This window comes from Geodermatophilus telluris, assembly GCF_900102745.1.
Lineage (GTDB): Bacteria > Actinomycetota > Actinomycetes > Mycobacteriales > Geodermatophilaceae > Geodermatophilus > Geodermatophilus telluris.
Genome location: NZ_FMZF01000005.1, coordinates 250,203 through 263,348, shown reverse-complemented (window position 1 = coordinate 263,348; position 13,146 = coordinate 250,203). Strand labels below are relative to the sequence as shown.

Annotated in this window: 12 protein-coding genes; 7 read left to right on the top strand and 5 right to left on the bottom strand. The window is 79.0% G+C overall.

Annotated elements, in window-relative coordinates:
* Positions 1-36: 36 nt before the first annotated feature.
* From BLQ97_RS17170 to BLQ97_RS17155, 4 genes are all read left to right on the top strand, one after another.
* Positions 37-633, top strand: a complete 597-nt coding sequence (locus BLQ97_RS17170) for a GDSL-type esterase/lipase family protein (RefSeq protein ID WP_091367381.1) — start codon at positions 37-39, stop codon at positions 631-633.
* 191 nt (positions 634-824) lie between these two features.
* On the top strand, positions 825-1,304 hold the full coding sequence (locus tag BLQ97_RS17165; RefSeq protein WP_091367220.1) for a VOC family protein: 480 nt from the start codon (positions 825-827) through the stop codon (positions 1,302-1,304).
* Between the two features lie 28 nt (positions 1,305-1,332).
* Entirely contained in the window at positions 1,333-2,085 is a 753-nt protein-coding gene (locus BLQ97_RS17160; RefSeq protein WP_091367219.1) for a class I SAM-dependent methyltransferase, read from the top strand.
* The gene (locus BLQ97_RS17155; protein WP_091367218.1) at positions 2,082-3,254 is read left to right on the top strand and encodes an alkaline phosphatase family protein; all 1,173 of its coding nucleotides are present in this window, start codon (positions 2,082-2,084) and stop codon (positions 3,252-3,254) included. Before BLQ97_RS17160 ends, BLQ97_RS17155 begins: the two co-directional genes overlap by 4 nt.
* Positions 3,255-3,257: 3 nt before the next feature.
* On the opposite strand, the gene BLQ97_RS17150 is transcribed toward BLQ97_RS17155, so the two are convergent.
* Together BLQ97_RS17150 and BLQ97_RS24365 are read right to left on the bottom strand one after the other, a co-directional pair.
* Positions 3,258-4,202: a sucrase ferredoxin gene (locus BLQ97_RS17150; protein ID WP_245692337.1), complete on the bottom strand. Its 945-nt coding sequence runs from the start codon at positions 4,200-4,202 to the stop codon at positions 3,258-3,260.
* A gap of 19 nt (positions 4,203-4,221) precedes the next feature.
* Positions 4,222-5,241: a cupin domain-containing protein gene (locus BLQ97_RS24365; RefSeq protein ID WP_342670517.1), complete on the bottom strand. Its 1,020-nt coding sequence runs from the start codon at positions 5,239-5,241 to the stop codon at positions 4,222-4,224.
* Between BLQ97_RS24365 and BLQ97_RS24360 the strand changes: the two genes are divergently transcribed.
* From BLQ97_RS24360 to BLQ97_RS17130, 3 genes are all read left to right on the top strand, one after another.
* Entirely contained in the window at positions 5,203-5,712 is a 510-nt protein-coding gene (locus tag BLQ97_RS24360) for a hypothetical protein (RefSeq protein ID WP_342670518.1), read from the top strand. The genes BLQ97_RS24365 and BLQ97_RS24360 overlap by 39 nt on opposite strands.
* 416 nt (positions 5,713-6,128) lie before the next feature.
* On the top strand, positions 6,129-7,352 hold the full coding sequence (dinB, locus tag BLQ97_RS17135; RefSeq protein ID WP_091367217.1) for a DNA polymerase IV: 1,224 nt from the start codon (positions 6,129-6,131) through the stop codon (positions 7,350-7,352).
* A 123-nt stretch (positions 7,353-7,475) separates the two neighbouring features.
* Positions 7,476-7,874, top strand: coding sequence for a DUF3040 domain-containing protein (locus tag BLQ97_RS17130; protein ID WP_091367216.1), 399 nt, complete (start codon positions 7,476-7,478; stop codon positions 7,872-7,874).
* 189 nt (positions 7,875-8,063) lie between these two features.
* Here the strand turns inward: BLQ97_RS17130 and BLQ97_RS24280 are convergent, their stop codons facing one another.
* The 3 genes from BLQ97_RS24280 to BLQ97_RS17115 are packed head-to-tail and all read right to left on the bottom strand — an operon-like array spanning position 8,064 to position 12,852.
* Complete coding sequence (locus BLQ97_RS24280) at positions 8,064-10,490, bottom strand: transglutaminase domain-containing protein (protein WP_281181437.1); 2,427 nt, start codon at positions 10,488-10,490, stop codon at positions 8,064-8,066.
* A complete protein-coding gene (locus BLQ97_RS17120) occupies positions 10,487-11,863 on the bottom strand; it encodes a DUF58 domain-containing protein (RefSeq protein WP_091367215.1) in 1,377 nt (458 codons plus the stop codon). The genes BLQ97_RS24280 and BLQ97_RS17120 overlap by 4 nt, the downstream gene beginning before the upstream one ends.
* Positions 11,864-11,868: 5 nt before the next feature.
* Complete coding sequence (locus BLQ97_RS17115) at positions 11,869-12,852, bottom strand: AAA family ATPase (protein WP_245692335.1); 984 nt, start codon at positions 12,850-12,852, stop codon at positions 11,869-11,871.
* Positions 12,853-13,146 lie beyond the last annotated feature (294 nt).

Genomic DNA, 13,146 nt, shown 5'->3' with positions numbered 1-13,146 from the left:
CCGCCGGTGCACCACGGGTCCGGCACGATGGTCCCGGTGAGCCCGGACCTGCGCGTCTGCTTCCTCGGCGACTCGTTCACGGCCGGCGTTGGCGACCCCGAGCACCTCGGCTGGGTCGGCCGGCTCGCCGCCCGCAGCGCCCGGGCCGGACGCCCCCTGACCGCCTACCCGCTGGGCGTGCGCCGGCAGACCGGCGTCGAGGTCGCCGCCCGCTGGGCCGCCGAGTGCGCGCCCCGGCTGGCGGGGGACTGGGATGCGCGGCTGGTCGTCTCGTTCGGGGTCAACGACACCACGCTCGACGACGGCACCCCGCGGGTTACACCCGAGCGCTCCGTCGCCGCTCTCGACGCGGTGCTGGCCGGAGCCCGGGCCGCGGGATGGCCGGTGCTGGTGGTCGGCCCGCCGCCGGTGGCCGACGCGGGGCACATCGCCCGCACCGCACGACTCGACACCCGCTTCGCCGAGCTGTGCGCCGGCCGCGGCGTGCCGTACGCCCCCGTGCTGGCCGCGCTGGCCGCCGACCCGGCGTGGACGGCAGAGGTGGCCGCCGGCGACGGGGCCCACCCGGGTGCGGCCGGGTACACGGCGCTGGCCGACCTGGTCTGGCCGCGCTGGCGGGCCTGGACGGCGTGACCGCACGGCACCGCGGCACACACTGCCGCGCGACGGTGTGCGCGGACGCCCTGGTCCGCCGCCCGGTCCCGGGCACGGGCGCACACCGTCGACGCCGACGACCGCACCACCGGCGCACCGATGACCCCGGCCGCGGCGCGCCGTCTCCTCCGGTACCCCATCCGGCCCGCAGGAGGAGGAAGGTCCCCGCCATGCCGAAGCAGATCCCGTGCCTGTGGTTCGACGGCCGCGCCGAGGAGGCCGCGCAGTACTACACGTCGGTCTTCCCGAACTCCTCCATCGACCAGGTCACCCGCTACGGCCCGGACATGCCCGTCCCCGAGGGCACCGCGATGACCGTCAGCTTCACCCTCGACGGGCAGGCCTACGTCGGCCTCAACGGCGGTCCGCAGTTCCCCTTCACCGAGGCGATCAGCTTCCAGGTCCACTGCGCCGACCAGGACGAGGTCGACCACTACTGGGCGCACCTGACCGCGGGCGGCGAGGAGGGCCAGTGCGGCTGGCTCCGGGACCGCTTCGGCGTCTCCTGGCAGGTCATCCCGGTGGAGCTGTTCACGCTGCTCTCCGACCCCGACACCGGCCGGGCCCAGCGCGCCACCGAGGCGATGCTGCAGATGCGCCGGATCGTCGTCGCCGAGCTGCGCGAGGCCGCCGACCGCGTCCCGGCCTGACCCGTCGCCCGCCAGTAGGGTCGGGCGGGTGAGCGCCCCCGCCCCGTCCACCGGCGAGCAGCTGCCCGTCCGGACCGCCGCGGTGTGGGCCGCGCTCGACCCGCTCGTCGCCGCGGGCGGCCTGCTGCGGGTCCTCGACGTCGGCGGCGGCAGCGGCGGGTTCGCCGTCCCGCTCGCCCGGCTCGGCCACCAGGTCACCGTCGTCGACCCCAGCGCCGACGCGCTGGCCACCCTCCAGCGCCGGGCGCAGACCGCCGGGGTGGGCGAGCGGGTCCGCGGCCTGCAGGGCGACGGCGACCTGCTGCACGAGCTGCCCCTCGACGACGGGCACGGCGCCGGCGGCGGCTACGACCTCGCGCTGTGCCACTCGGTGCTCGAGGTCGTCGACGACCCCTCGGCCACCCTCCGCGAGATCAGCCGCGCGCTGCGGCCCGGCGGCCAGGTCAGCATCGCCACGGCCAACCGCGCCGGCGCCGTCCTCGCCCGGGCGCTGGGCGGGCACCCCAAGGAGGCGCTGGCACTGCTCGAGGACCGCGACCCCGCGCCCGGCCGCACCCGCCCCGCCCGCCGCCGCTTCGGCCCCGGTGACCTGCTGGCGCTGGTCAGCGGCGCCGGGCTCGAGCCGGGGGAGTGGCGCGGCGTCGCCGTCGTCGCCGACCTGCTCGACGCCGCCTCCGGCGCCGACCCCGAGGCGGTCCGCCGGCTGGAGCTCGCCCTGGCGGTCGCCTCGCCCTACCGCGACGTCGCCACCGGCCTCCACGTGCTGGCCGCGCGGCCGTGACGGGGCTGCCGGCCGGCCTGACCCGCCCGGCCTACGGCAGTGCCACGCTCGCCGACGTGCTGCCGGGCACGGCCGCCGCCCTCGGGGTCGACGTCGACCGCGGCGGGCTGCCGGCCGACCCGCTCGGCCTCACCGCGGCCCTGGCCGGCGCCCGCCGGGTGGCCGTCCTGCTCGTCGACGGCCTCGGCGCGCACCTGCTCCGCGAGCACGCCGACCTCGCCCCGACCCTCGCCGGCCTCGCCTCGCCCGCCGGCGACCTGGCCGCCCCCTGTCCGAGCACCACCCCCGTCAGCCTCGCCACGCTGGGCACCGGGGTCCCCCCGGGCGGGCACGGCGTCCTCGGCTTCGTCACCGCCGTCCCCGGCCAGGACCGCGTGCTCAACCACGTGCAGTGGGCCGACGACCCCGACCCCGCCCAGTGGCAGGCGCGGCCGACCGTCTTCGAGCAGCTCGCCGCGGCCGGCGTCCCGGTCACCGCCGTCGCCCCCTACGCCTACCGCGGCTCGGGGCTGTCCACCGCCGCCTACCGCGGCGCCGGCTACTCCGGCACGGTCGGCGCCGGCGACCTGGCGGCCGTGGTCCGGCAGTCGCTGACGCTGACGCCCACCGGCGTGGTCTACGGCTACACGCCCGAGCTCGACCTCACCGGGCACGTCCGCGGCGTCGACTCCGACAGCTGGCGGCTGCAGCTGGCCCTGGTCGACCGGCTGGTCGAGCAGGTCGTCGACGGCCTGCCCGACGACGCCGCGCTGCTGGTCACCGCCGACCACGGCATGCTCGACGTCCCCGCGCACACCCGCGTCGACCTCGACGAGGAGCCCGACCTGCTCGACGGCGTCGCCCTCCTGGCCGGGGAGCCGCGGGCCCGCTACGTGCACGCCGTCCCCGGGTCGGCCGGCGACGTCCTAGACGCCTGGCGCGGCGTGCTCGGCGACCGCGCGTGGGTCGTCGGCCGGGAGGAGGCGGTGGCCAGCGGGGTCTTCGGAGACGTCGACCCCGCGCTGGCCGCCCGCATCGGCGACGTCGTCGCGCTCGCCCGCGGCCCGTGGGCGATCACCGCCCGCCTCTCCGAGCCCGGGCCGAGCCGGCTGGCGGCCTACCACGGCTCGCTCACCGACGCGGAGCTGGCGATCCCGCTGCTGCTGGCCCGCGGCCGCTCGCTGGGCTGAGCGCTACCCGTCCACGGACAGCGTCGTCCACACCCGCGAGTGCGCCGGGTGCGTCGCCCGGCAGGTCAGCTGCACCGCCTCCGCCGACGGCCGGCTCTCCAGCCGGACGACGAGGTCGCCGGTAGGGCCGCCCAGCACCACCTCGAACCGCTCGACGCCCTCGGCCTCCTCGGCGGCGGTGCCCGGCAGCCGCCGCGAGCCGCGCACCGGCAGGTCGTCGACGCCGAGCAGGCCCGCGGACTCCCGCACCGCCGCCTGCGCCGCCTGCGCCGGCGCGGGCAGCCCGGCCCGCCCGCGCAGCCAGAGCGGCGCCACCTGTCCCCGGGCGTGCGCGGCCACCAGCTCGGCGCCGTCGCCGGGCACCGCGCCGTAGGCGAACCCGTGCGGCAGCACCAGCACGTTGGAGGCGAACCGGCACCCGCCGAGGTGGCTGCACTCCCAGACGTCGGCGGTGGGTTGCGACCGGGCCAGCGACCGGGCCAGTGGCCGGCCGCGCAGCGCGCAGCACGCGTCGTGCTGGCCGTGCGTGCAGACCAGGTACGCCGGGCCGGGCGCCCGCTCGCCGACCGATCCGTCCCAGGGCGCCGTGAGTAGGTCGGCGTCGTCGGTCCGGGCCGACCACCACAGCCCCTCGTGGCCGGGCCGGCCGTCGGCGTAGGCCCAGCGTCGGCCGGTGTCGGCGAGCCGCTCGCCGGGACGGCGGACCAGCAGCACCCGCACGCCCTCGGCCCGGGCGCGGGCCGACAGCCGGGCGGCGACACCGCGGTCGAAGCGCGACTCGCCGAGCGCGTCGCGTCCCCACGGCCCCGGCTGCTCGACCAGCAGCCAGCGCTGCGCCGGCGAGGCCGTGCCCACGGGGGAGTCCCCGCGGGCCGCGGCCGTCACCGAGCACCGGGTGGCGTCGAGCCGGCCGGCCGGGGTCGAGCGGGAGGCGGCCGGGGCGCTCACCCGGGGCAGGGCCGCGGGCTCACGACCCGGTCCCGAGGGCGTCGGCACGCTCCCCATCGTCCCCGCCGGCGTCCGGTGCGGGGGCACCGGGACCGCCCGGGCCGGGTTCCGGAGCGGTGGCCGGGACGCCGTCGACCCCGCCGGAGCCGGGGGAGGCCGCGTCGGCGACCAGGGCGATCGACTCCGTCACCAGCCGCCGGGCGAGCGTGAGCCGGTCGTCGGGGTCCAGGCCGGCCAGGTCGGCGACCTTCAGCTCGCCGGCGGACAGCAGCGCGGCCAGCGCGGGGCGGGTGGCGGCGGGGAACTCGTGCCGGCGCCGGCCGCCGAGCAACACGACCCGGTCACCGCCGTCGCCGTCGCGCAGTGCCACCCGCAGGCGGCGGCGCAGCCGCAGCACCGAGTCGGGGGTGAGCGCGGCGGCGGCGGTGGCCTGCGCCAGCGGCGCCACCGGCTCGGGGCGCACCTGCGCCCAGGTCCGCGAGCGCAGCCGGTCGGCCACCTCGTCGGGGTCGACCCGGTCCAGCCAGTCCCCGAGCGCGGCGACGACGGCGCGGACCTCGTCGCGCACCGACGCAGGGTCGGCCAGGTCCAGGCCCAGCGGGAGCGAGCGGCGCAGCTCCCGGTCGTCGGCGGCCAGCACGCGGACCAGGTCCAGTGCCGACTCCGCGGCCGCCCAGCGGGTGACCGGGTGCACGCCGATGGTCAGGTGCGCACTGGTCTGGCCGAGGGCCACCGCCGAGTGCAGGTAGCCGCGCGGCAGGTAGAGGGCGTCGCCGGGGCGCAGCACGGCGTCGATGACCGGCGCGCGCTCCGCGGCGGCGGCGACGGCGGCCGACCGGTCGGTCCAGGGCTGGGTGCGCAGCGGGTCGGGCAGCACCGGCTCGTGGATCGTCCAGTGCTTCTCGCCGGCCACCTGCAGCACGAACACGTCGTGCACGTCGTAGTGGGGGGAGAACCCGCGCGAGGACGGCGGGGTGACGTAGGCGTTGACCTGCGTGGGGTGCCCGAGGTCGGCGGCGAGCTGGTCGGCGAACTCGATCAGCGGCGGCCAGAGCCGGTGCAGGCCCTGCAGGACGACGGTGCTGCCGTCGGCGAACAGCCGCAGAACGGAGTCGGAGGAGACCTGGTCGGCGATCTCCGCGCCGGCGCCGCCCGAGCTGGTGAAGCGTTTCGCGTCGACGACGGCGCCGTCCTTGGCGATGCGCAGGAAGGGGGTGCGCAGGCCGCGGCGGGAGAGCAGCTCGTCGACGTCGGCCAGGGTCAGCAGGTCGGCGAAGGACTCACCGGTGTCCTCGGCGCGGGCGAGCAGGGGACGGCGGGACCAGTGCCGCGCGGCGAAGACCTCCGGGTCGAGGTGCGTGCACCGGCGCAGGGCCGGGCGGGAGTCCCCGCCCGGCCCCGTGCCTGCCGGGTCCTGGCTCAGGCCGAACCGTCCGCGCCGCCGTCGGCACCACCGTCGGCGCCGCCGTCCGAGCCGCCGCCCGCGGCACCGCCGTCGGCCGGGCCGTGACCCGCGCCGCCGTCGGCACCACCGTCCGCGCCGCCGTCGGCGCCCCCGTCGGAGCCGCCGCCCGCGGCACCGCCGTCGGCCGGGCCGTGACCCGCGCCGCCATCCGCGCCGCCGTCGGCGCCGCCGTCCTGGTGGCCCGGCGTGCCCTCGCCCGCGCCGCTGTCGGCCGGACCCTCCACGCTGGTCATGTCGTCGTCGTCGAGCGCCATCGAGCTCCTCCGGGATCCGGGTCGGGACCGTCCGCCGGGCGACGGTCGGTCGCGTCCCACCTAACCCGATCGGCAGCGCGCCACACATGGTCCGACCAGCCGTTTCCCGACACGCGCGGGCACCCTGCCGACGGTGTGCCGCCGCCCGGTGCGGGCGGCTACGCTCCCCGCGTCGGTCCGAACAGGTGTTCGAGGAGAGGGGGAGGCGTGACGCCGTCGCGGGGGCGGGCGGAGGGGTGCAGCGTGCTGCACGTCGACATGGACGCCTTCTTCGCCAGCGTCGAGGTGCGCCGGCACCCCGAGCTGGCCGGCACGCCCGTGGTCGTGGGCGGGGCCGGCAACCGGGGGGTGGTCACCTCGGCCACCTACGAGGCCCGGGCGTACGGCGTGCACGCCGCCATGCCGACGGCGCGGGCGCTGCGGCTGTGCCCCACCGCCACCGTGCTGCCCGGGGACGTGGCGCTCTACGCCGAGGTCTCCCGGTCGGTCATGGCGCTGTTCCGCTCGATCACCCCGCTGGTGGAGCCGCTGAGCCTGGACGAGGCCTTCCTCGACGTCTCCGGGGCCGGTCGCCGGCTCGGGGACGCCGCCGAGATCGGCGAGTACCTGCGCGCCCGGGTCTTCGACGAGCAGGGCATCACCTGCTCGGTCGGGGTGGCCGGCACCAAGTTCGTCGCCAAGCTCGCCTCCACCCGCGCCAAGCCCGACGGGCTGCTCGTCGTCCGCCCGGCCGAGGTCATCGACTTCCTGCACCCCCTGCCGGTCGGCGCGCTGTGGGGCGTGGGCGCGAAGACCGAGGAGGTGCTGCTGCGGCTGGGGCTGCGCACGGTGGGCGACCTCGCGCACGTCCCGGCGCGCACCCTGCAGCGGGCGGTGGGGCCGGCGGCGGGCAGCCACCTGCACGACCTGGCGTGGGGACGCGACCCGCGCCGGGTGGTCCCCGACGAGCCGGAGAGGTCGACCGGGCACGAGGAGACCTTCGGCACCGACGTCGACGACCCGGCCGTCGTCCACCGGGAGCTGCTGCGGCTGGCCGAGCGGACGGCGGGCCGGCTGCGCGCCGGGGGCTGGCTGGCCCGCACGGTGAGCATCAAGGTCCGCTTCGCCGACTTCACCACGATCACCCGCAGCCGCACCCTCGGGGTGCCCACCGACGTCGGGCAGGAGCTGTACGAGACCGCGCGGGCGCTCTTCGACGCCCTCGGCCTGGACCGGGCGCGCATCCGGCTGGTCGGCGTGCGCGCCGAGCGGCTCGTGGACGCCGGGTCGGCGCCCCGCCAGCTCGAGCTCGGCGCCCGCGAGCACGGCCGCCGCGACGCGGAGCTGGCCGCCGACCGGGCCGCCCGGCGGTTCGGCGCGGGCGCCGTCCGGCCGGCCACCCTGCTGCACCGCGACGGCGACCGGCGGGTCCGGGACCACCCGCGGGGGTGATCACGGACGCCGCCCGGCGGGTCGCCGCGCGCTCGCCTTTCGCACCCCGCAATCGCCTCGTATCCTCGGTGTCACCGCCGGGTAGAGACCGGCGGTATTGGCTCCGCCCACCTGGAGGTCTCGGTGCCGCTCTCCGAGCACGAGCAGCGACTGCTGGAGCAGATCGAGCGCGCCCTCGTCGACGACGATCCCAAGTTCGCCTCCTCCGTCCGCACGGGTGACCGAAGGCTCAAGGCCCGGCGGAAGCTGCAACTCGGTGCGCTGCTGGTGCTGGTGGGTCTGGCCGTCCTCGTCGGTGGCGCCGTCGCCCCGTCCGTCCCGCTGGGGGTCCTCGGCTTCCTGGTGATGTTCGGCGGTGCCGCCCTCGGCGTCCTCAACTACCGCACCGCCACCGGCGCGGTCGAGACCGGCCCGGCCGGTGCCCGCGGGGGCAGCACCGCCCGCGGCCGCGGCGGCAAGCCGCGCCGGCAGCCGCTGAAGAACCGGCTCGAGGAGCGCTTCCGCCGCCGCTACGACCAGTAGCACCCGACCTCCGCCGACGGCCGCCGTCCCACCCGGGACGGCGGCCGTCGGCGTTCCTGCCCAGTTGTGGTCTGCCGGACGCGGCCCCACGCGGTCCCGGACCTCACCCCGCGGTGCCCGACCTCACCGCGCAGCGCGAGGTCCGGCACCACCGGGTGAGGCCGGCCGGCGAGACCGCGCTCCCCGCCGTCAGCCGGTCCGGCGGCGCGGAACCCGGGCGGCGAGGCCGGCGCGGACGGCGTCGCCGAGCGAGACCGGCCACAGCGCCGCCCGCACCCGCACCCCGACCGGCACCGCCGCGGTCAGCCCGCGCCGCGCCACGGCCAGCGCGTCCCGCAGCGCCGGGTCGGCCGGCGCCCCGGGCCGGCCGTAGCTGGCCGACTCCTCCGCGCGCGCCAGCCGCCCGACGGCCTCGGCCGCGCCGGAGGCGCCGGCGCGGTGGGCGCCCGCCCCGTGCCCCCGGCCGGTGCCGACGGTCCCGGCCAGCGCGGCGGCCTGCTGCCGGGGCGTGTGCGCCGGGTCCCACGGCAGCCCGAGGTCGCGGGCCGTGGCCGCCAGCTCGTCCCACAGCGCGGCCGGGCCGCCGTCGGCGAGCCGCCGGCGCCGCTGCAGCGCGCGGGCACCGGCCGGCGCGGCCGCCAGCCCGGCGAGCCCGAGCAGCACCCCGGCGCCCACGAGCACCGGCCGGGCGGAGCCGGCCTCGGCCGCGGCGCCCTCGCCCTGCGGCGTGGCGCCGTCGACCCGGTCGGTCTGCGGCGTCGGTGCGGGCTGCGGCGCAGTGGGCACGGTCGGCACGTCGGCCGGCCGCTCGAGGACCTCCTGGTCGGCCGGCCGCGGCGCCCACGGCAGGTCGACGGCGCGCTCGGTGTCGATCGGCGTCGGGTCGAAGGGGATCCAGCCCAGGCCGTCGAAGTACACCTCGACCCAGGCGTGCGCGTCGTCGCTGGTCACCATCCGGCCGCCCCCGGGCTGCACCCGGCCGGGCGTGTAGCCCAGCGCCACCCGGGCGGGGACGCCGGCGGCGCGGACCATCGCGGCCATCGCGCCGGCGTACTGCTCGCAGTAGCCCTGCTTGAGGCGCAGGAAGTCGGCGAGGTCGTCGCCGCTGGTGCCCGGCGCGGTGGAGAGGGAGTAGACGAAGCCGTTCTGGCGGGAGAAGGAGTCGTGGATGGCGCGGACCGCGTCGTAGGGCGTCGCCGCGCCGGCGGTGAGCGCCGCCACGAGGTCGGTCACGGAGGGGTCCAGGGGCGGCAGGGCGGTGTCGCGCTCCCGCAGCGGCGAGTCCGCCGGCAGCGGTCCGGCCGCGCGCAGCTCCTCCTCGCTCGGCTGCGGCTCGACCGCGGTGACCGTGTAACCGGCGCCGGCGGTGGTCACGTCGCGGCCGAACACCGTGCCGGTGGCCGGGTCGAAGCGCCAGGCCTCGGGGTCGTCGATGCGCACCCGCAGCGGCGAGGTCGGCACCGGAAGGAACCGGTCGTCGTGGCCGACCGCGGTCACCGCCACCTCGACCTCCCGGCCGCCGCGCCGCCCGGGCAGCGGAGCGAGGTCCTCGTCCTGCGCCACCGACGCCTCGCCGTCGAGGTTGCCCAGCGTCCAGCCGGCCTCGGCGTCGTACACGTCGAGGGTGACCACCCGCAGGTAGCCGGGGTCGAGCACGGAGCTGTCCACCTGCAGCAGGTCGATCGGCTCGGGGAGGGTCAGCTGCCCCTGCAGCGCCGCCGCCGGGTCGAGCGCGGTGCCGGTGGCGCCGCCACCCCCGCCCCCGGGGCCGAGGCCCGCCGCCAGCCGGCCCTCGGGCAGGGTGGGCACGAGGCTGCCGAGCACCAGCCCGGCCGCCAGCGCGACCGCGGCGGTGACCACGGCCGCCGTCCCGCCGCCGCGACCGGTACCCGGCCGCCCGGAGCGCTCGGCCAGCCGCCGCGCCTGGTCGGCCCACAGCAGCAGCGCGAGCCCGGCGGCGGGCGCGGCCAGCGCCAGCAGCCCGACGTCGCCGGTCACCGTGCTGACCGGCACGCAGAACAGCACGAGCAGGCCCAGCCCGGCCAGCGCCGGCTGCCGCCCCCCGACGGCGACCAGGTCGACGGTGACCGCCACCAGCCCGACCAGCAGCACGGTCAGCGCCAGCAGCCCGGTGAGCGGCAGCGCCGGCGTCGACTGCTCCCGGATCTCGGCCGAGCCGTCGAGCAGCACCCGCCCCAGGGCGTCGAGCGACGCGGGCGTCGGCAGCCAGCCGCCCAGCGCCCGGCCCGGGGCGAACTGCGCGGTGAGCAGGCAGGTGAGCAGCCCCAGCTGGCCGAGCGGCACCAGCGGGACGGCGACCGCCGAGACGCGGGCGGGTGCCGGGCGGCCACCGGAGGCCCACGCCCACAGCGCCGGCCCGGCGGCGCGCAGCAGCAGCCCGCCGGCCGCGACGACGGCGATCGCCGCGAGCGCGGGCGGCACCCACGCCGGGCGGGCGAAGACCGGGCCCAGCGAGCAGGTGCCCAGCGCCGTCGCGGCCGCGGCGGCCAGCGTGGTCCCGCCGTCGCGGCGCAGCGTCCCCGGCGGCAGCGGCGCCGCGTCGGCCCGGGACGGCGGGGCAGGCGTCCGGACCGGCGGCGGGGCGAGGGTGGTCACGCCGGCACCCCCACCGCCACGCCGCGCGCGTGCCCGAGCTCGGCCCACACCGACTCGACGCCGCGGTCGGCGCCGGCGCGCACCACCTGCCAGCCCGCGCCGCGCAGCAGCGCCGCCGACTGCTCGAGCTGATCGGCCAGGTGCGCGCGGGAGGACGCCGACAGGGCCCGGCGGCTGCGGCTGCCGGCGGGGTCGGCCCAGCCGGTGACGTCGAGCAGGACGGCGACGTCGCGGGCCGGGCCCGACCGGGCGGCCACCAGCTCGGCGAGGTCGTCGGGGCCGACGGCGCCCAGCAGGGCGACCACGGGACCGTCGCCGGCCACCCGGGAGAGCAGGTCGACCGCCGGGGCCAGCGAGGCGCCGCGGGTGGGGGTGAGGCCCGCCAGCCGGTCGAGCAGGTCGGCCGGGCCGAGCCCGCCGCGGCCCGCCGCGGGGGCCAGCTCGCCGCCCTCGGTGACCACCCGCAGCGCCGCGCCGCGGCGGGCCAGCTGGCAGCCGATGCTCGCCGCCGCCTCCACCAGCCACTCGAGGCTGTCCGGCGGCGGCGCCGGGTCGCCCGGCGGCCCGGGGACGGCGGCGGCCGCCGCGGCGCCGGGGGTGGCGGTGCGGGCGAGCAGGTGGGCGCGCACGCGCGTGTCCAGCAGCAGCGCGGCCGACGCCCGCCACGGCCGCTCCTCCATGCGCACCTGCAGCTCCCCGGTGCGGGCGGTGGCCCGCCAGTGCACCTTGCGCAGGTCGTCCCCGTGCCGGTACGCCCGGGTGCTGACGTCGTCCTCGCCGTGCACCGCGATCGACCGGCGGACCCCCTCCGCGCCGCCGCCCTGCCCGCCGGCGGGACCGCCGGGGCCCAGCTCGCGGACCCGCGGCACCACCAGCAGCGGGGCGTCGCCGGTGCCGCTGGTGGTGCGCTGCACCAGGCCGAAGGGGTCGACCAGCCGCAGCCGCAGCGGGCCGATCCGGTAGCGCCCGCGCCGGCCGCCGTGCACCCGGTAGCGCAGCGCCGTCGTCGCGCCGCCGGCCAGCCGCTCGACGACGAAGCGCGGGGCACGGCCGAGCTCGGCGGGCAGCTGCTCGGTCAGCAGCCACAGCCGGCCGGCGCGCCGCTGGGCGTTGGTGACCTCGAGCAGCACCTCGGCGTCCTCGCCCCGGGGCACGCGCGCGGGCGTGACCGTCCGGCGGGCGCCCACCCGCACCCGCTGCCGGGAGACCGCCGCCGCCGACAGCAGCGGCAGGGCGAGCACGAAGACGGCCAGCTGGGCCAGCGCCCGCTCGCCGAGCAGCGCGGCGAGGGCGAGCAGGGTGAGGCCGGCGGCGACCAGGCAGCGGCCGCGGAGGGTGAGCGAGGTCAGGGCGGTCCGCAGCGAGCCGGTCACGGTCCTCAGCGCCCCCGCGGGACGGGCACGCCGGCCAGCAGACCGGCCACCACCTGCTCCGGGGTGCGCCGGGCGGCCGCGGCGTCGGGGGTGAGCAGCAGCCGGTGGGCGAGCACCGGCTGCGCCATGGCCTGGACGTCGTCGGGCAGCACGTGGTCGCGGCCGGCCAGCGCCGCGGCGGCGCGGGCGGTGCGCAGCAGCTGCAGGCCGGCCCGCGGGGAGGCGCCCAGCCGCAGCTCGGGGGAGCGGCGGCTGGCCTCGACCAGGTCGACGACGTAGCGGCGGACCGCGTCGGAGACGTGCAGCCGGCGCACCGCGGCCACCAGCGCGCGCACCGTCGCGGCGTCGGCCACCGGGCCGAGGGTGGCCAGCGGGTCGGTGGTGCCGCGGTCGTCGAGCATCGCCACCTCCGCCTCGCGGTCGGGGTAGCCCATCGACACCCGGGCGGTGAACCGGTCGCGCTGCGCCTCGGGGAGGGGGTAGGTGCCCTCCATCTCCACCGGGTTCTGCGTGGCCACCACGAGGAAGGGCGCGGCCAGCTCGTAGCTGACCCCGTCGACGGTGACCTGCCGCTCCTCCATGGCCTCCAGCAGCGCCGACTGGGTCTTGGGCGAGGCCCGGTTGATCTCGTCGGCGACCACCACGTTGGCGAACACCGCGCCCGGCTTGAACTCGAAGGAGCGGGTCTCCTGGTCGTAGACCGACACCCCGGTGACGTCGCTCGGCAGCAGGTCGGGGGTGAACTGGATGCGCCGCACGCTCGCGTCGACCGACGCCGCCAGCGCCTTGGCCAGCGTCGTCTTGCCGACCCCGGGCACGTCCTCCACCAGCAGGTGGCCCTCGGCCAGGAGCACGACCAGGGCGAGGTGCACCACCCCGGGCTTGCCCTGGACGACGCGGGAGACGTTGGCCGCGATCCGCGCGCCCTCCGTGGCGACGTCGACCGGCAGCCCCGCCGTCCCGTCGGCCGCACGCATGGTGTCGGTCACCCGGCCCACGGTACGTGCCACGCGGGCTCCGAGCGGGCGTCCCGCTCCCCACCCCGCGCCCCCGCCGGACCTCCCGGCGGGCGCGGCGGCCCCACCGCGACCCACCTGCCGCCCCACCCGGCCCCACCCCGCGCCGCCGGGGTGGCCGCACGCCGCTGACCTGCACGGCAGGCCGTGGGGAGCGCCGGTCACGACATGGTGTCGAGTGGTGTCCGGTGGGGCGTAGTGGGTTAGTGTGTGGCGCGGTGGGGAGCCAGGGCCCGTCCCGGGTCCAACGAGGACACGAGGAGGACC